16 protein-coding genes are annotated in these 18,272 nt (G+C 57.8%); 8 read left to right on the top strand and 8 right to left on the bottom strand.

What is annotated here, in order from left to right; translation table 11 throughout:
* Window positions 1-4: 4 nt before the first annotated feature.
* From IM295_RS04575 to IM295_RS04560, 4 genes are all read right to left on the bottom strand, one after another.
* A complete protein-coding gene (locus tag IM295_RS04575; RefSeq protein ID WP_211438414.1) occupies window positions 5-706 on the bottom strand; it encodes a DnaA inactivator Hda in 702 nt (233 codons plus the stop codon).
* 96 nt (window positions 707-802) lie between these two features.
* Window positions 803-2,092 (bottom strand): uracil permease, encoded by a 1,290-nt coding sequence (gene uraA, locus IM295_RS04570; RefSeq protein ID WP_017692944.1) that lies wholly within the window; start codon window positions 2,090-2,092, stop codon window positions 803-805.
* Between the two features lie 82 nt (window positions 2,093-2,174).
* Entirely contained in the window at window positions 2,175-2,801 is a 627-nt protein-coding gene (gene upp / locus IM295_RS04565) for a uracil phosphoribosyltransferase (RefSeq protein WP_008501641.1), read from the bottom strand.
* A 217-nt stretch (window positions 2,802-3,018) separates the two neighbouring features.
* Window positions 3,019-4,449, bottom strand: a complete 1,431-nt coding sequence (locus tag IM295_RS04560; RefSeq protein ID WP_193066293.1) for a 6-phospho-beta-glucosidase — start codon at window positions 4,447-4,449, stop codon at window positions 3,019-3,021.
* 266 nt (window positions 4,450-4,715) lie between these two features.
* On the opposite strand from IM295_RS04560, the gene purM reads away from it, so the two are divergent.
* The 4 genes from purM (at window position 4,716) to ppx (ending at window position 10,177) form a co-directional block, all read left to right on the top strand.
* Window positions 4,716-5,753 (top strand): phosphoribosylformylglycinamidine cyclo-ligase, encoded by a 1,038-nt coding sequence (gene purM / locus IM295_RS04555; RefSeq protein WP_008501643.1) that lies wholly within the window; start codon window positions 4,716-4,718, stop codon window positions 5,751-5,753.
* Window positions 5,750-6,391 carry a phosphoribosylglycinamide formyltransferase gene (gene purN, locus IM295_RS04550; RefSeq protein WP_028014032.1) on the top strand — a complete coding sequence of 214 codons (642 nt, stop codon included), beginning with the start codon at window positions 5,750-5,752 and terminating at the stop codon, window positions 6,389-6,391. Before purM ends, purN begins: the two co-directional genes overlap by 4 nt.
* 183 nt (window positions 6,392-6,574) lie before the next feature.
* Window positions 6,575-8,635 carry a polyphosphate kinase 1 gene (gene ppk1 / locus IM295_RS04545; RefSeq protein ID WP_193066292.1) on the top strand — a complete coding sequence of 687 codons (2,061 nt, stop codon included), beginning with the start codon at window positions 6,575-6,577 and terminating at the stop codon, window positions 8,633-8,635.
* A 3-nt stretch (window positions 8,636-8,638) separates the two neighbouring features.
* On the top strand, window positions 8,639-10,177 hold the full coding sequence (gene ppx, locus IM295_RS04540) for an exopolyphosphatase (RefSeq protein WP_028014034.1): 1,539 nt from the start codon (window positions 8,639-8,641) through the stop codon (window positions 10,175-10,177).
* A 4-nt stretch (window positions 10,178-10,181) separates the two neighbouring features.
* Here ppx and IM295_RS04535 read toward each other — a convergent pair whose 3' ends face one another.
* Window positions 10,182-12,422 (bottom strand): EAL domain-containing protein, encoded by a 2,241-nt coding sequence (locus IM295_RS04535; protein WP_028014035.1) that lies wholly within the window; start codon window positions 12,420-12,422, stop codon window positions 10,182-10,184.
* Window positions 12,423-12,793: 371 nt separating this feature from the next.
* Between IM295_RS04535 and IM295_RS04530 the strand changes: the two genes are divergently transcribed.
* Window positions 12,794-12,964: a YfgG family protein gene (locus tag IM295_RS04530; protein WP_193066291.1), complete on the top strand. Its 171-nt coding sequence runs from the start codon at window positions 12,794-12,796 to the stop codon at window positions 12,962-12,964.
* Here IM295_RS04530 and IM295_RS04525 read toward each other — a convergent pair.
* A complete protein-coding gene (locus IM295_RS04525) occupies window positions 12,961-13,851 on the bottom strand; it encodes a LysR family transcriptional regulator (protein ID WP_047368078.1) in 891 nt (296 codons plus the stop codon). The genes IM295_RS04530 and IM295_RS04525 overlap by 4 nt on opposite strands.
* A 97-nt stretch (window positions 13,852-13,948) precedes the next feature.
* On the opposite strand from IM295_RS04525, the gene IM295_RS04520 reads away from it, so the two are divergent.
* Genes IM295_RS04520 through IM295_RS04510 form a run of 3 tightly spaced genes read left to right on the top strand, consistent with a single transcriptional unit; the run spans window position 13,949 to window position 16,451 of the window.
* The gene (locus IM295_RS04520) at window positions 13,949-15,178 is read left to right on the top strand and encodes an MFS transporter (protein WP_047368079.1); all 1,230 of its coding nucleotides are present in this window, start codon (window positions 13,949-13,951) and stop codon (window positions 15,176-15,178) included.
* 49 nt (window positions 15,179-15,227) lie between these two features.
* Complete coding sequence (locus tag IM295_RS04515) at window positions 15,228-15,695, top strand: DUF6130 family protein (protein WP_047368080.1); 468 nt, start codon at window positions 15,228-15,230, stop codon at window positions 15,693-15,695.
* Between the two features lie 12 nt (window positions 15,696-15,707).
* Window positions 15,708-16,451: an alpha/beta fold hydrolase gene (locus IM295_RS04510; protein ID WP_047368081.1), complete on the top strand. Its 744-nt coding sequence runs from the start codon at window positions 15,708-15,710 to the stop codon at window positions 16,449-16,451.
* Window positions 16,452-16,540: 89 nt separating this feature from the next.
* On the opposite strand, the gene iolB is transcribed toward IM295_RS04510, so the two are convergent.
* Both iolB and iolE read right to left on the bottom strand, forming a co-directional pair.
* Window positions 16,541-17,365 carry a 5-deoxy-glucuronate isomerase gene (gene iolB, locus IM295_RS04505; protein ID WP_193066290.1) on the bottom strand — a complete coding sequence of 275 codons (825 nt, stop codon included), beginning with the start codon at window positions 17,363-17,365 and terminating at the stop codon, window positions 16,541-16,543.
* Window positions 17,366-17,374: 9 nt separating this feature from the next.
* Window positions 17,375-18,265, bottom strand: a complete 891-nt coding sequence (gene iolE, locus IM295_RS04500; protein WP_045260203.1) for a myo-inosose-2 dehydratase — start codon at window positions 18,263-18,265, stop codon at window positions 17,375-17,377.
* Window positions 18,266-18,272 lie beyond the last annotated feature (7 nt).

The raw sequence follows: 18,272 nt of genomic DNA, 5'->3' as shown, positions 1-18,272 counted from the left end.
ATAACTACAGCTTAAGAATATCTTTCACAAACGGAATGGTCAGCTTGCGCTGGGCGGTAATGGAGGCGCGATCGAGCTGATCGAGCGTATCAAACAGGGTGCGCATCTCGCGGTCCAGACGCTTGAGCAGGAAACGGCCCACGTCTTCCGGCAGCTCAAAGCCGCGCTGCTTTGCTCGCAGCTGTAACGCCTGCAGCTTATCTTCATCTGATAGCGGCTGGAGCTTGTAGATTTGTCCCCAGTCCAGACGAGACGCCAGATCCGGCAGCCCAAGATTAAGCTGGCGCGGCGGACGATCGCCGGTGATCAGCAGCCGGGTTTTGCCCGACTCCAGAATGCGGTTGTAGAGGTTAAAGATCGCCATTTCCCACGGCTCGTCCCCCGCCACGCATTCGATATTATCGATGCAGACCAGCGAGAGATGTTCCATGCCCTCAAGCACTTCAGGCACAAACCAGGTACGTTTATCCAGCGGCACGTAGCCGACCGCATCGCCGCGCGCCGAAAGCTCGGCACAGGCCGCATGCAGCAGGTGACTGCGCCCCGCGCCTTCGCGTGACCAGATATAGATGTATCCGCTGTGATCCTGACGCAGCACGTTTTGCAGTGCAGCCAGTAAAGAGGGGTTATCGCCCGGCCAGAAACTCGCAAAAGTTTCGTCGTCAGGGAGATAGAGTGGCAGAGAGAGCTGTGCCGGTCCGTTCAGAAATACCTCAACCAGAGATCTTACATAAAATCGGCGATGAGTTTAACACGGAACCTGCCAGGAGAGAACCGGGCGATCCTTCGCCCAGTTAATGGATCAGTGTGGGGCTTTTTCGCTTTCGTCAGCGTCCAGGACCACCTCTTCCGGGCGGATCACCGAGATCAGCTTGAAAATCAGGCTCAGGCCCACGCCCACGATGGTCGCCAGCGCCATGCCCTTCAGCTCGGCCGCACCGATGTGCACCTTCGCGCCGCTCACGCCGATGATCAGGATAACGGAGGTCAGGATCAGGTTTTGCGCCTTGCTGTAATCCACTTTGGATTCAATCAGCACGCGAATACCGGAGGCACCGATCACCCCGTACAGCAGCAGAGAAACGCCGCCCATCACCGGCACAGGAATGATCTGAATCGCTGCCGCCAGCTTGCCCACGCAGGAGAGCAGAATGGCGATGATCGCCGCGCCGCCGATAACCCAGGTACTGTAGACGCGGGTAATCGCCATCACGCCGATGTTTTCACCGTAGGTGGTGTTTGGCGTGGAGCCGAAGAAACCGGAGATGATGGTGGAGAAACCGTTGGCAAACATGGAGCGGTGCAGACCCGGGTCGCGGATCAGGTCGCGCTTCACAATGTTCGCCGTCACCACCAGGTGGCCAACGTGCTCCGCAATTACCACCAGCGCGGCAGGCAGAATGGTGAAAATGGCGAACCATTCAAAGCGTGGGGTGTAGAAAGTTGGCAGCGCGAACCAGTGCGCCTCGGCAATCGGGGTGGTATCCACAACGCCCATGACGAAGGAGAGCGCGTAGCCCGCCAGCACGCCGATCAGGATCGGGATAATCGCCATAAAACCGCGGAACAGCACGGAGCCAAATACCGTCACGCCCAGCGTCACCAGTGAGATGATAATGGTTTTGGAGTCCGGCGACTGGCCGTCCGCAGGCAGCAGGCCGGCCATATTAGCCGCCACGCCCGCCAGCTCCAGACCGATGACGGCAACGATGGCGCCCATCGCCGCAGGCGGGAACATCACGTCCAGCCAGCCGGTACCGGCTTTCTTCACAATGAAGGAAACCAGGCAGAACAGCACGCCACACATGATAAAGCCGCCCAGCGCGACCTCATAACCCAGCGGCAGCAGCAACAGCACCGGCGAGATAAAAGCAAAGCTCGACCCCAGATACGCCGGGATTTTGCCTTTACAGATAAAGAGGTACAGCAGCGTACCGATGCCGTTGAACAGCAGCACGGTAGCCGGGTTAATGTGAAACAGGATTGGCACCAGCACGGTTGCGCCAAACATAGCGAACAGGTGCTGCAAACTAAGCGGGATAGTCTGTAAAAGCGGCGGTCTTTCACTCACCCCGATAGCACGGCGCGTCATAGTGTTTTCCTCTGTGTAGTATTGTTGGTTTTTATTCAAAAAAAAGCCGACTATCAAAGTCGGCTTTTTTATCGTTATTCGATTATTTCGTACCAAAGATCTTATCGCCGGCATCGCCGAGCCCCGGGATAATGTACCCGTGCTCGTTCAGCCCCTGGTCGATAGAGGCGGTGTACAGCTCAACGTCCGGGTGCGCTTTTTCCAGCGCCGCGATCCCTTCCGGAGCAGCAACCAGCACCAGCACCTTGATGCTGCTGCAGCCCGCTTTTTTCAGCAGATCGATGGTGGCGATCATTGAACCGCCGGTCGCCAGCATTGGATCAACCACCAGCGCCATGCGCTCGTCGATGTTAGAGACCAGCTTCTGGAAGTAAGGTACCGGCTCCAGCGTCTCTTCGTTACGGTAGATACCGACCACGCTGATGCGCGCGCTCGGTACGTGCTCCAGCACGCCTTCCATCATGCCAAGACCGGCACGCAGGATAGGCACTACGGTAATTTTCTTACCTTTGATCTGCTCAACCTGCACCGGGCCGTTCCAGCCTTCGATGGTCACTTTTTCTGTTTCCAGATCGGAGGTTGCTTCGTAGGTCAGCAGGCTGCCCACTTCAGAAGCCAGTTCGCGAAAACGCTTCGTGCTGATGTCATGCTCACGCATCAGGCCCAACTTGTGTTTAACGAGTGGGTGTTTCACTTCCACAATCTTCATTCTCTTTCTCCTCTGAGGTGGCATCCGCAAAAAAATCGCGGGATTATACCGCTTTTTTCGGATTGCGCCATACCCAACTTGCTTGACGTATATCAATCAAAAACAAAAAAACCGGAGGCTGGGCTCCGGCTTGGGTGCGGGGTCTTGCCCGATGGCGCTGCGCTTACGCGGGCCTACGTGTATTGTAGGTCGGGTAAGCGTTAGTGCCACCCGACAATTAGAGGTTATCGCCGTTGCTCGCAATCACCTGCTTATACCAGTCGAACGATTTCTTCTTGCTGCGGTTCAGGGTGCCTTTACCTTCGTTATCTTTATCGACAAAGATAAAGCCGTAGCGTTTTTTCATTTCGCCCGTTCCGGCAGACACCAGGTCAATACAGCCCCACGGGGTATAGCCCATCAGATCCACGCCGTCTTCCACCACCGCTTTTTTCATCTCGCGGATGTGCGCGGAAAGGTAATCGATGCGGTACTGGTCGTTCACCGTGCCGTCGCTCTCCTGCACGTCGATCGCGCCAAAGCCGTTCTCAACGATAAACAGAGGCAGCTGATAGTGATCCCAGAACCAGTTCAGGGAGTAGCGCAGCCCGACCGGATCAATCTGCCATCCCCAGTCGGATTTCTGCACGTACGGGTTGGAGACCAGGCTCTTGCTCTCGTCGTAGTCCAGCGCCGGGTTATCTGCCGTCGCTTTGGTGGCGAAAGACATGTAGTAGCTGAACCCGATGTAATCCACGCAGCCCTGCGTGAGCGCGGCTTTATCTTCTTCGGTGATATCCAGCGCGAAGCCGCGACGTTCGAAGTAGTTGAGCAGATGCTGCGGATATTTGCCGCGCACGTGAACGTCGGTAAACCAGTAGCGACGGTGCATGGCGTTCATCGCCATCATCATGTCGTCCGGCGCACAGGTCAGCGGGTAGATAGGGCACATGGCAATCATGCAGCCGATCTGCAGCGACGGGTTAATCTCGCGGCCCGCCTTCACCGCCAGGGCGCTGGCCACCAGTTCGTAGTGCGCCGCCTGGAACATCACCGGCTCGCGGTCTTCACCTGGCGCGTACTTCAGCCCGGAGTTGGTAAATGGCGCAAAGTCTTCGTGGAAGTTGGCCTGGTTGTTGATCTCGTTAAAGGTCATCCAGTACTTCACTTTATGCTGGTAGCGCTCAAAAACAACCTTTGCAAAACGCACGAAGAAGTCGATCAGCTTACGGTTGCGCCAGCCGCCGTATTCCGTCACCAGGTGGAACGGCATCTCAAAGTGGGAAAGCGTGATAACCGGTTCGATGCCGTACTTCAGGCATTCGTCGAACAGATCGTCATAGAATTTCAGGCCCGCCTCGTTCGGCTCCAGCTCGTCGCCTTTCGGGAAGATACGCGTCCAGGCGATGGAGGTACGAAAGCATTTGAACCCCATCTCGGCAAAGAGTTTGATGTCTTCTTTATAACGGTGGTAGAAGTCGATAGCCTCATGGTTAGGGTAGTTTTTCCCCTCCAGCACGCCGTTGGTGATTTCACGCGGCACGCCGTGGGCGCCCGCGGTCATGACGTCGGCAACGCTTACGCCCTTACCGCCCTCTTTCCAGCCGCCCTCAAGCTGGTGCGCCGCAACGGCCCCACCCCACAGAAAATCTGCTTTGAATCCTGACATTCGCTTTCCCTCATTCTGCGTTATTTTCTGCAAAAACAATTACAGAAACCGGTTTCAGTTCGATGATGTGCAAAGGGGATATTCGTTGCAAGCAGATCGCCGAAACCGGTTTCATTTTCGTGAACGGAGTCAAGTTTGGCTGCATTTACGGGCTATACAGAAAAAAAGATCCCCACGTCCAGAATAGGCTCGCAAACGTTTGCCTGGACTGTTAGAATTGCGCCGATTTTTCTTACTAGCTATGCAATCGCGTGGGGATTTAAGCCGTGACCAACAAAACTTCTCTCAGCTACAAAGATGCCGGTGTTGATATTGACGCAGGTAATGCGCTGGTTGACCGAATCAAAGGTGTGGTGAAGAAAACCCGCCGCCCGGAAGTGATGGGTGGTCTGGGTGGATTCGGCGCACTGTGCGCGCTGCCGCAAAAATATCGTGAACCTGTTCTGGTCTCGGGTACTGACGGCGTAGGCACCAAGCTGCGCCTGGCGATGGATTTAAAACGTCACGACACGATCGGTATCGATCTGGTTGCGATGTGTGTGAACGACCTGGTGGTTCAGGGCGCAGAGCCGCTGTTCTTCCTCGATTACTACGCGACCGGCAAACTGGATGTGGATACCGCAGCCAGCGTCATTAACGGTATCGCCGAAGGCTGTCTGCAGTCCGGCTGTGCGCTGGTGGGCGGTGAAACCGCTGAAATGCCGGGCATGTACCACGGCGAAGATTATGACGTCGCGGGCTTCTGCGTCGGCGTAGTAGAAAAATCAGAAATTATCGACGGCAGCAAAGTGGCCGATGGCGATGTGCTGATCGCGCTGGCCTCCAGCGGCCCGCACTCTAACGGCTACTCTCTGGTGCGTAAAATCCTCGAAGTAAGCGGCTGCGATCCGCTGACCACCGAGCTGGACGGTAAACCGCTGGCCGACCACCTGCTGGCCCCAACCCGCATCTACGTGAAAAACGTGCTGGAACTGATCGAGAACGTCGACGTGCACGCCATTGCCCACCTGACCGGCGGCGGCTTCTGGGAAAATATCCCGCGCGTGCTGCCGGACAACACCCAGGCGGTGATCGACGAATCCTCATGGCAGTGGCCAGCCGTCTTTAACTGGCTGCAGACTGCAGGCAACGTGAGCTCTCACGAAATGTACCGTACCTTTAACTGCGGCGTGGGCATGGTTATCGCCCTGCCGGCAAGCGAAGCGGATAAAGCGGTTAAGCTGCTGACCGAGAAAGGTGAAAACGCGTGGAAAATCGGTACGATTAAAGCCTCCGATTCCGAACAGCGTGTGGTCATTGAATGAAAAACATCGTGGTGCTCATTTCCGGCAACGGAAGCAATTTGCAGGCCATCATAGACGCCTGCAAACAGAAGAAAATCAATGGCACCATTCGGGCAGTTTTCAGCAACAAGGCCGACGCGTTCGGCCTTGAGCGCGCGCGGGAAGCGAACATTCCCGCTCACGCGCTGGAAGCCAGCCAGTTCGCCGGACGTGAAGCCTTTGACCGCGAGCTGGTGCAGGAGATTGACGCCTACGCGCCCGACCTCGTGGTGCTGGCGGGCTATATGCGTATTCTGAGCCCGGCCTTCGTCGAACACTACGCCGGTCGACTGCTGAATATTCACCCTTCCCTGCTGCCAAAATATCCCGGCCTGCATACCCATCGTCAGGTGCTGGAAAACGGCGACGAGGAGCATGGTACCTCCGTCCATTTCGTGACCGACGAGCTGGACGGTGGCCCGGTGATCCTGCAGGCGAAAGTCCCGGTCTTTGACGGCGACAACGAAGACGACGTGACCGAACGCGTGCAGACGCAGGAGCACGCCATTTACCCGCTGGTGGTAAGCTGGTTTGTCGACGGGCGTCTGGAGATGCGCGACGGCGCAGCCTGGCTGGACGGCGTGAAGTTGCCCCCGCAGGGTTATGCGGCCGAAGAGTAGTTTGCTATGTCGGGTGGCGCTTCGCTTACCCGATATTCCCTCCCCCAACCCGCTAAATTCCCCAACAAAAAAAATAACTGTCATACTTTTCTGGCACTGTTGGACATATCGTGGAAATGCTCGCCATAATAAGGACGAGACGGATTTACCACGTCCTGTGATTGAACTGGAGTGTGAGCTGTAATGGGTCAGGAAAAGTTATATATCGAGAAAGAGCTAAGCTGGTTAGCATTTAACGAACGTGTACTCCAGGAAGCGGCAGACAAAAGTAACCCGCTGATCGAACGCATGCGTTTTTTAGGCATTTATTCCAACAACCTGGATGAATTCTATAAGGTTCGCTTTGCCGAGCTGAAAAGACGCATCATCATCAGCGAAGAACAGGGCTTAAACTCGCACTCGCGGCATCTGCTGGGCAAAATCCAGTCCCGCGTGCTGAAAGCCGATCAGGAATTTGACGGCCTGTATAACGAACTGCTGCTGGAGATGGCGCGCAATCAAATCTTCCTGATTAACGAACGTCAGCTTTCCGTTAACCAACAAAACTGGCTGCGCCACTACTTTAAACAGTACCTGCGCCAGCACATTACCCCGATTCTCATCAACCGCGAAACCGATCTGGTGCAGTTCCTGAAGGATGACTACACCTACCTGGCGGTGGAAATTATTCGCGGTGAATCCATCCGTTATGCCCTGCTGGAGATCCCGTCCGACAAGGTGCCGCGCTTCGTGAACCTGCCGCCGGAAACCCCGCGCAGACGCAAGCCGATGATCCTGCTGGATAACATCCTGCGCTACTGCCTGGACGACATCTTCAAAGGCTTCTTCGATTACGATGCGTTAAACGCCTACTCGATGAAGATGACCCGTGACGCCGAATATGACCTGGTGCACGAGATGGAAGCCAGCCTGATGGAGCTGATGTCCTCCAGCCTGAAACAGCGCCTGACGGCTGAGCCGGTGCGCTTTGTCTATCAGCGCGACATGCCGGACGCCATGGTGGAGATGCTGCGCGAGAAGCTGACCATTTCGCGCTATGACTCCATCGTGCCGGGTGGCCGTTACCACAACTTTAAAGACTTCATTGGCTTCCCGAACGTTGGCAAAGCCAATCTGGTGAACAAACCGCTGCCGCGCCTGCGTCATATCTGGTTCGATAAATTCCGCAACGGATTCGACGCCATCCGCGAGCGCGACGTGCTGCTCTACTACCCGTACCACACCTTTGAACACGTGCTGGAGCTGCTGCGTCAGGCCTCGTTCGACCCGAACGTGCTGGCGATCAAAATCAACATCTACCGCGTGGCAAAAGATTCCCGCATCATCGATGCGATGATCCACGCGGCACACAACGGCAAAAAAGTCACCGTGGTGGTTGAGCTGCAGGCGCGCTTCGACGAAGAGGCGAACATTCACTGGGCGCGCCGCCTGACGGAAGCGGGCGTGCACGTGATCTTCTCCGCGCCGGGTCTGAAAATTCACGCCAAACTGTTCCTGATCTCGCGTAAAGAAGGTGATGACGTGGTGCGCTATGCCCACATCGGCACCGGGAACTTTAACGAAAAAACCGCGCGGATTTATACCGACTACTCGCTCTTAACCGCTGACGCCCGCATTACCAACGAAGTGCGCCGGGTCTTTAACTTTATCGAAAACCCGTACCGTCCGGTGAGCTTCGACTATCTGCTGGTCTCACCGCAGAACTCGCGCCGCCTGCTGTACGATATGATCGATAAAGAGATCGCCAATGCCCAGAAAGGCTTGTCGTCCGGCATCACGGTGAAGCTTAACAACCTGGTCGATAAAGGGCTGGTGGACAGGCTGTATGCGGCGTCCAGCTCCGGCGTGCCGGTTAACCTGCTGATCCGCGGCATGTGCTCGCTTATTCCGGAACTGGAAGGCATCAGCGACAATATTCGCGTTATCAGCATCGTTGACCGCTACCTGGAGCACGATAGGGTCTATATTTTCGATAATGCGGGCGATAAACAGGTCTATCTCTCTTCGGCAGACTGGATGACGCGCAATATTGACTATCGAATTGAAGTCGCGACGCCGCTGCTGGATCCGCGTCTGAAACAGCGTATCCTCGACATTATCGAGATCCTGTTCAGCGATACGGTGAAGGCGCGCTATATCGACAAAGAACTCAGTAACCGCTACGTACCGCGCGGCAACCGCCGTAAAGTGCGGTCACAGCTGGCGATTTACGACTATATCAAATCACTCGAGCAACCCGATTAACCTATGCCGATAAATGATAAGACCCCACGCCCGCAGGAATACGCCGCGGTCGATCTTGGCTCTAACAGTTTTCACATGGTCATCGCCCGTGAGGTGGATGGCGCGCTGCAGATCATCGGTCGTCTGAAGCAGCGCGTACACCTGGCGGATGGGCTTGATGAGCGCAGCATGCTCAGCGAAGAGGCGATGGAGCGCGGTTTAAACTGCCTGTCGCTGTTTGCCGAACGCCTGCAGGGCTTCTCGCCCTCCAGCGTTTGCATCGTGGGCACCCACACGCTGCGCCAGGCTCTGAACGCGCCGGAGTTCCTCAAGCGGGCCGAAAAAGTGATCCCCTACCCGATTGAGATCATCTCCGGAAACGAGGAGGCGCGTCTGATTTTCATGGGCGTTGAACATACCCAGCCGGAAAAAGGGCGCAAGCTGGTGATCGACATCGGCGGTGGTTCTACGGAGCTGGTGATCGGCGAAGACTTTGAGCCGCGCCTGGTGGAGAGCCGTCGCATGGGCTGCGTCAGCTTCGCGCAGATGTACTTCCCCGGCGGCACCATTACCCGTGAAAACTTCCAGCGGGCGAAAATGGCTGCGATCCAGAAGCTGGAGAATCTGGCCTGGCAGTACCGCATTCAGGGCTGGAACGTGGCGCTGGGCGCGTCGGGCACCATCAAGGCGGCGCATGAAGTGCTGCTGGCGATGGGTGAAAAAGACGGTTTTATCACGCCTGAACGCCTGACCCTGCTGACCGAAGAGGTGCTGAAGCATAAAAGTTTTGACGCCCTAAGCCTGCCGGGGCTTTCCGACGAGCGTAAGGCAGTCTTCGTGCCGGGCCTGGCTATTCTCTGCGGCGTGTTTGACGCCCTGGCGATTAAAGAGCTGCGCCTTTCCGACGGCGCGCTGCGTGAGGGGGTGCTGTATGAGATGGAGGGCCGCTTCCGCCATCAGGACATTCGCAGCCGCACCGCGCAGAGCCTGGCCAACCAGTACAACATCGACCGCGAGCAGGCGAAGCGCGTGCTGGAAACCACGGTGCAGATGTACGAGCAGTGGCAGGAGCAGAACCCCAAGCTGGCGCACCCGCAGCTTGCCGCGCTGCTGAAATGGGCCGCGATGCTGCACGAGGTAGGGCTGAACATCAACCACAGCGGGATGCACCGCCATTCAGCGTATATTCTGCAAAACAGCGATCTGCCCGGCTTCAACCAGGAGCAGCAAACCATGATGGCGACCCTGGTGCGCTATCACCGTAAAGCCATCAAGCTCGACGATCTGCCGCGCTTCACGCTGTTTAAGAAAAAGCAGTTCCTGCCGCTTATTCAGCTGCTGCGCCTGGGCGTGCTGCTGAACAATCAGCGTCAGGCTACCACCACACCGCCGACGCTGAAGCTGAAAACCGACGATCACCACTGGACGCTGAGCTTCCCGCACGACTGGTTCAGCCAGAACGCACTGGTCCTGCTGGACCTGGAAAAAGAGCAGCAGTACTGGGAAGCGGTCACCGGCTGGATGCTCAAAATCGAGGAAGATAGCGCCGACGTCGCCGCGTAACGGCTCAGGCGTCCGCCGTGGACGCCTCTGCTTCCAGCAGTGACTCAAGCGGTGCCGGTCTGCCAATCAGATAGCCCTGCACATAATCAATGCCTAGCGCGTGCACCGCGCTACGTATCTCTTCGGTCTCGACATATTCCGCCACCACCAGCATCTTCTTCATGCGCGCCAGATGACAGATAGAGGCCACAATCTGGTAATCCAGACTGTTGTTGACGATATTGCGGATGAAATCGCCGTCGATTTTGAGAATGTCCGCATCCACGCTTTTCAGCCGCGCATAGCTCGCATAGCCGGTACCAAAATCATCGATCGCAATGCGTACCCCCATTTTCTGCAGCTGCCGCAGGATGTGGAGCCCCTGCTCCGCGTTGCAGAAGGTGCTGCACTCCGTCACTTCAAAGATCAGCTGCCACGGCTCAATGGCATATTTCGCCAGCAGGCGACTCACCTCAAGCGGGAACTGCACCCGACACACCGTTGAAGGGGCCAGATTAATGGCAAAGCGCTGGCCGGGCAGCCGTTCGCGATGCGCGGCGAGGAAGCGCAGCGTATGCTCCAGCACCCACAAATCTACCCGCGAAGAGAGGCCAAACTCCTGGGCTATCGGCAGGAATTGTTCAGGGGAGATCAACAGCCCGTTTGCATCAGTCATCCGCAGCAAGACCTCATGATACCTATCGCCACGCAGGCCGCGTACGGGCTGAACGAGCAGCGTGAATGCGTTGTTATCCAGCGCACGCTGCAGGCGACTCATCACCGCGACTTTATCCTTCAGGCTACGCTGCAGATGGACGGCGCCGCGCTGCTGAAGATTTTCCGGGTGGTTAGAGGAGAGCGATAGATCGGCCACCACCCCCAGCTCACCCAGCACCAGATAGAGGTGGTTAACCGGCGAACGCACATAGCAGTAGCTCACCCCCACCTGCGGCTGCAGCGGCATGCCGTCCCAGACAAAGCGGAACTGCTTGATGTGCTCGTCCAGGGTTTCAATCCGCTGCTGGTGCGATTCGGCGTTAAGGCGAACCGCCATGTCACAGCCCGTCAGGTGATAGACCTGCTCATTGGGCTGGAGCGTGCCGTTAATCCATTGCGCGAGCTGCTGTTTGTACTGAATGCGCAGTAACACGCCATAGTTACGTCCCAGAATTTCAAGCTCAGGAACGCGGAGTAAACAGAGCGCCGACCACGGGTTTTTTGCCAGATCTCGCGAGAGCGCCCGCAGGTTAGGCATATGCAGAACCGGGTCGAGCAGCGCCAGCCTGCGGGAGCGTTTGTTCACCGCCCGCTGCCGGGTCGCCAGCATCGACATGTAGATCACCACAAACGAGAAGACCAGATAGCTGGAAGAGGTGATTGCCAGCTGAATGTCGTACCCCTGGTTCACGGGGATATAGCGGTAAAAATAGTGAATAGACACCAGCAGTATCGGGATCCAGATAAGCGAAATCAGCTTATAGCCAAAGCGCATCGCTCCCCAGAGCATCACCGGCATCAGCAGCGACAGGGTGTAGTTAGTGGTGAAAATCGAACTGTTTTCATTCATCGGCAGCAGCAGGAGCGAAAGCAGCCCGGCAAGCGCAATGGCCCAAATCAGAAACTCAGCGCGCGTCACCTTTTTGTCTATCTGGGTACGGATCTGCGAGATGAGGCTTTTGAGATAGCGCGGATGACGAATCAGGCGGATCAGCAGATAACTTAACGGCACGCCCGTCAGACCGCTGACCAGCAAGGCCTGATAGTTGATCAGCGTGCGAATGTTGAGGGGGTTAAGCCCTGCCAGGCTCTGGCGACTCTCATACACGCCCAAATACACCGCAAACTGGAACAACAACAGAAACAGCGTCGCGGGGCAGAAGGCCTGCCAGAAGATGCGCTGCGCCATCAGCCGTACGTCGCCGTACGCCGTCATATTGCGTCTGGGCGCAAACACCCGGTAGCCGCCCCAGCTAAGCACTATAGGGACAATAAAATGAAGCACGCCGGCGACGGTTTCAAACATCCCGACCGACGGGTAATAGCGGATAAACAGCGACAACACGATCCCGGGAAGGGCTTCCAGACCAAAAAACATCATCAGCGAAAGCAAAAACGAGAGCGGTAAATAATAAAGTGCCGCTATCCCGTCGCCCAGGTGCGTGAACGTATTCGCCACGCTCAGTACGGGAAGTAAAACCACCGGTAAAATAAGCGGCAATACCCACCAGCGGTGTTGATTCTTTTTCAGGAAAGCAAAAATGTTCATAGATGCCCGGTTAAACCCCTTTTTCTCCAGAAGGAAAATAATGACAGGCATCCAACCTGACCTGGCGCAGCCCGGCGACGTGCGGGGCGAACGGTATGGAGGAGGGATTTTAAATATCAGGGCCGGGAATCCGTTGACATAAATCAAACTATTTTACGCAAATAAGCTTTGCACCGCTTTTTTTTGAAATAATTTTCTTCATATTATCAATATGGTAAATGCAAATATTAATTTCAATAACAATAATTAATGTAAACGTTGACGGTTATTTACACATGACGGAATTGACCCTCTCTTTCCGCTGTGCCTTAATATCCCCGTCGCCCAGAAGGGCATGCCCAGGAAAAAGAAGAGTGAGTCAGGCCACGCGTATGCGCAAACGACACCGTTTTAACACCCGGATGACCCGCATTATACTGCTCATCAGCTTTCTGTTTTTCTTTGGCCGCTTCGTTTACTCTTCCATCGGCGCCTGGTATCACCATCAGGACAAAATCCAGTCGCAGCAGTCCAGCCAGAACGTCGACGCCGCTGACCGCTAGCCCTGCGATGGGTTTTGCACCAGCCGAATAATCCCCGCGATCCCTTTGCTGAGGATCTTGTCCTGCCGCATCACGATGGCGAGCTGGCGCTGCAGCACGGGCGTGAGCGACATGACGCAGAGCCCTTCACGGTCAGCATCATGCTCAACCGCCATTCGCGGAACGATACTGTAGCCGAGCCCCACCCGAACCATACGCTTAATCGCCTCAATGCTGCCAAGCTGCATCACCGGCGCGATCGCTAACCCATTGGCCGCAAACCAGCCATCAATGAGCGCCCGGGTACCGCTGCCAGACTCAAAGGCGATTAGCGGCTGAGCATGGAGCGCCTCCGGGGTTAACTCCCTGAAAGCATCCTGCTGTTCCCGCGACGCGATAAAAACAAACTCCTCGTCCATCACCGGCATAACGTCCAGCGCTCTGCCGCTGACCGGCAGCGTCACCAGCCCCATATCGAGACGGTTCTCTTCAATGGCCCTGACGATATCGAGGGTGTTGCCCGTTGTTACGCCCACCCGCAGGAGCGGATAGTCGCGGCGCAGCTGCTCCAGCAGGGGCGGCAGAAGGTGGATACAGGCCGTCGCCCCCGTGCCAAGAGTAATGGTCCCGCTGACATCGTGGCTGAACGCGCTCACGGACTGCAGGGTTTCGTCCACAACCTGCTGAATGCGCTCTCCGTGAACCAGCAGTGACTCTCCTGCCGCCGTGGCCTTAATGCCCCGCCCGGTACGCTCCACCAGCCGCGTTTGCAGAAACTGCTCCAGCTGACGTATTTGCAGACTAACGGCGGGCTGGGAAATGCCCAGCAGATCCGCCGCCGCCGAAAAGCTGCCGCGCTGGATCACCAGACGGAACGTCGCGAGATAGCCAAGGTTAAGCGTCGTCATTCAAAGTTTCTCTTATACAGCGCATAAGGTTGCAGGCCTGCCAGCACAATACCGCGCTCGCTATGCTCAGGACAACTGCATAACGGAATGAAAAACAATGGAAACACCTGCCCTGCCTCGTCGCCTTGCCCTTACTGCCGGATGTAATCAGCTTATCAACTGGGGGATCTCGTTTTATCTGCCCGGCACCTTTGCGCGGACCATTTCAGCCGACCGGGGATGGTCAGCGCCGCAGATTTACCTCGGCCTGACGCTGGCGATGCTGGTGATGGCCGCGGTCTCCCCTTTCGTCGCCCGTCTGCTGGCACGCTTTGGCGGACAGAAAGTGGTAATGGGCGGAACGCTGCTGATTGCCGCAAGCTGCGCCGGTATGGCGTATACCCGGACGCTGTCTGGCTGGTACGGCGCCTGGCTACTGTGCGGCATCGGGATGCGTCTGTCGCTGTATGACGCACTGTTCGCCGCGCTGGTTAATCTATATGGTCAGCAGGCACGTGGGACGATCTCACGTATTACGCTGATGGGCGGGCTGGCGTCTGCCGTCTTCTGGCCGCTGGGCGATGGCCTGCTTCACATCATGAGCTGGCAGGACGCGTTACGCATTTATGCCCTGCTTGGCCTGCTGAGCTCAGTGCTGATCCGCACGCTTCCCCGGCAGCGGCTGACGGAAAACACGAAGGCCATCGCGCCGCCCCTGCGCAACGAGCGGCGTAACGCCTGGCTTTATGCGGCCTTCATCGCCCTTATAACCTTTGTCTCTAACGGCACCTCCACCCATCTGCCGGAGTTTATTGCCCACTTTGGCCTGCCGGTCGCCATCGGCATGCTGTGGGGGATCGGCCAGACGGGCGCGCGCTCGCTGGAGGTGCTGGCAGGCGGCCGCTTAACCCCCTTCAAACTCACGCTCTTCACCGCCCTCGCCATGCCGCTCTGCTTTATTCTGGGGATGAGCAGCCCCCTCTTTGCGTGGTGTGCGGCCGGGTTTGTGCTGGGCTACGGCGCCATCAACGGGCTGGTCACCATAGTAAAAGCCACGCTGCCACTGGAGCTGTTTAGCACGGAAAGCTATGCCCGCCGCACGGGTATGCTGCTTATCCCGGGCCAGCTGATGGCCGCAGCCGCACCGTTTGCCTATGCGTGGCTGAACAAAACGCTGGGGATCGCGGGTGCAATGGGAGTGTCGACGGGGTTAACGCTGGTGATTGCCGGGCTGTCGATAGCGATCGTGCGCCATCCCGGTAGGCAAACTGTATCGCACTGTATCCCGCGCGACGCGCTGACAAACGGGTACAAAACGCCCCCTCCGGCAAATATCTCCGATACATAAAAATGGTTTTCTTTCCCTGTCGTCATTCAGAACTGATGAGGAGAGAACCATGATTCGTCGTTACGCAATTTTACCCCTGCTCGTCCTGGCCTCTGTAACACATGCCCAGGCCACACCGCTGGACAACCTGAGCGCCGCGGACGTTAACGGCCCCGCCGCCGTTGCCCCGCTGGCGCAGCCGCAACCGCCTGCAAAACTGATCGTCGATCCGCCGCTTGCCGGGCCGCTGAGCAAAGGCGCGGTGTTTATTCAGTACCGGGCCGAAAACCTGCGCATCGAGCCGGTATTCGGCCCCGAGGCGCTCAAGGTGACCCCGCGCATCGGGCACATTCACGTGGTGGTGGACGGTGCGCCGTGGCACTGGGCTGACGCCAGCGGCGAGCCGGTGATCCTGGTGGGGTTGCCCGCCGGCAAGCACAAGGTAACGATCATCCTGGCTGACCCGACGCACAAGCCGCTCGACCACAAAACCATTGAATTCACCGTCCCGCCCCACGCGGCGATCCACCATTTTTAATGGAGTCTGAACATGAAAGCACTGTCTGTACTGACGGCGGCCCTGCTGGCGCTTTCTGCCAGCGCCTTCGCAGAAAATAAAACCAGCGTCGTGCTGGTGCACGGCGCGTTTGCCGACGGCAGCAGCTGGAATAAGGTGATAACCCTTCTGCAGAAACAACACGCAGAGGTCATTGCCGTCCAGCTCCCGCTCACCTCGCTTAATGATGATGTTGCCGCCACAAAACGGGCCATCGCCCGGGCGCACGGCGACGTGGTGCTGGTAGGCCACTCCTGGGGCGGCACCGTGATTAGCGAGGCGGGCAACGATGCACGGGTAAAATCGCTGGTCTATGTGGCGGCGTTCGCGCCGGATTCCGGCCAGTCGACGGCGGATCTGGCAGGTAGCTTCCCTCCGCCGCCGGGCAGCGCGGGCATCGCCAAAACGGCGGACGGCTATTTATACCTGCCGACAGAAGCCGTCAGGAAGGACTTCGCGCCTGACGTGAAGCCGGGTGAACAAAACGCTATCGCGGCCACGCAGGGGCCGATTAAAGCCGATGCGTTTGGTGAAAAGGTGACTCACGCGGCGTGGCATGATAAACCGAGTTGGTTTGTGGTCAGCAAGCATGACCGGATGATCAACCCCGACCTGGAACGTGCGATGGCGAAGGCGATACATGCGAAAACCACCGAGGTGGCCGCGAGCCACGTGTCGATGGTGAGTCAGCCTGAGGCCATCGCCCGGACGATTGAGCAGGCGAGGCGGACGCACTGAGGACAATTCGCCCGGCGGCGCTACGCTTGCACGAACCTACGATTTCGTAGGTCGGGTAAGCGCAGCGCCTCCCGACAAGAAAGGCCGTCTCAGTCCCCCCTCTCTGCGGGATAATCGCGATTAATCCACGCGTGGTCCTCTTCCCAGGTGAACATCCATTTGCGCACCGGACCGGCCATCACGTTGAGGTAGTAGCTGTCATACCCCGCCATCGTCGCCACCGGGTGATACCCTTTCGGCACCATCACCACGTCACGGTTGTAGACCGCCATACATTCATCCAGCGTTCTGTCGTCGGTGTAGACGCGCTGCATGCAGAACCCCTGCTCCGGGTTGAGGCGATGATAGTAGGTCTCCTCCAGCCAGGTCTCCTGAGGCGGGTTATCCGTGTCGTGCTTGTGGCTCGGGTACGAGCTGGTGCAGCCCTCGTTGGTCCACACCTCCACCACCAGCAGGCTGTCGGCAGGCTTGTCTTCCGGCAAAATGTTATGCACATAGCGCTGGTTGTGACCCTTACCGCGCGCCTCACCGTCAATATCCTGCGGGGCAATCAGCCGCGTCGGATGCGTGCCCTTGCCCGGCGCGGCGCAGACCGCCAGCTCCAGCGTCGTCAGCGCCTTCACCTGCACCGTCTCCTGCGGGGTGACGTACACCGCCCACGGCTTGATGCGCTCGAACGGGCTCATCCGCTCGCCGATGTCGTTAAACTGCGCGGAAGGCGTGGTGATAGAGGCGCGCCCGGCGACCAGCACCAGGCAGCGCTCTTCCCTGACGGCGGGCAGCGTCAGCGTCTGCCCCTCCTGCAGCTCATACGCCTCAAACCCGACGTACCCCCACCCTGCGCCTTCCGGGGTGACGGACTGAGTGCGCCCCTCCGCGTTCGGCTGCTGCCAGCGTGATAACAGACGTGACATGTCACCTCCTCAAATAAGCCCGGCGTCGCGCGCCAGGCGGCTCAGGTTGTTATACCCCAGACGAGCGTAGGTCAGCGGATGGGCAATCGCCGGATCCTGCTCGGCCTCCACCACCAGCCAGCCACGATAGTCCTGCGCCTTCAGCAGACTCATGATCGGCGGGTAATCGACGCAGCCGTCGCCCGGCACGGTAAACACGCCGCTCAGCACCGCATCGAGGAAGCTGGTTTTGCGGTTTTTCACGTCCGCCAGCACGTCGGCGCGCACGTCTTTGCAGTGAACGTGGTTGATGCGCGACGCCCAGCGCTGCGCCACCGCCAGCGGATCGGCCCCGGCAAAGGTCAGGTGACCGGTGTCCAGCAGCAGTCCCACCGCCTCTCCGGTGTGGGTCATCAGGTTGTCCACGTCGTCGGCGGACTCAATCACCGTACCCATGTGATGATGGTAAGCAATCTGGACTCCCTGTTGCTGCGTGTAGCGGGCAAATTCGGTGAGCTTCTCGCCGTACTCCTTCCAGCGCGCCTGAGGGAAGCGCGGACGCAGATGCACCGGGGTCTGCTGCTCGCCGTGAATGCAGCCGCTCACTTCCGCAAAGACCAGCACCTTCGCCCCCAGCTCGCGCAGCAGCGTCAGGTGCGGCTGCACGGCGGCGATCTCCTCCTCCACGCTGCGCTCCAGCAGGCGGCCGGAGTACCAGCCGGAGACCAGCTGCAGGTCGTGGCGTTGCAAAATCGGGCCAAGCAGGCGTGCTTCACGCGGGAATTTGTTGCCCAGCTCAAAGCCAGCAAAACCGGCCTCTTTCCCTTCGCTCAGGCAGGTCTCCAGCGAGGTTTCCGCGCCGAGGGAAGGCAGATCGTCGTTCGTCCACGTCAGCGGGTTAATGCCTAATTGCACACTCATTGTTATC

It is taken from the genome of Enterobacter cloacae complex sp. P14RS (assembly GCF_014895895.1).
In the GTDB taxonomy this organism is placed as follows: Bacteria; Pseudomonadota; Gammaproteobacteria; order Enterobacterales; family Enterobacteriaceae; genus Enterobacter; species Enterobacter bugandensis.
Note: the sequence above shows the minus strand (reverse complement) of the source record. Positions and strands in the feature narration are given on the sequence as shown.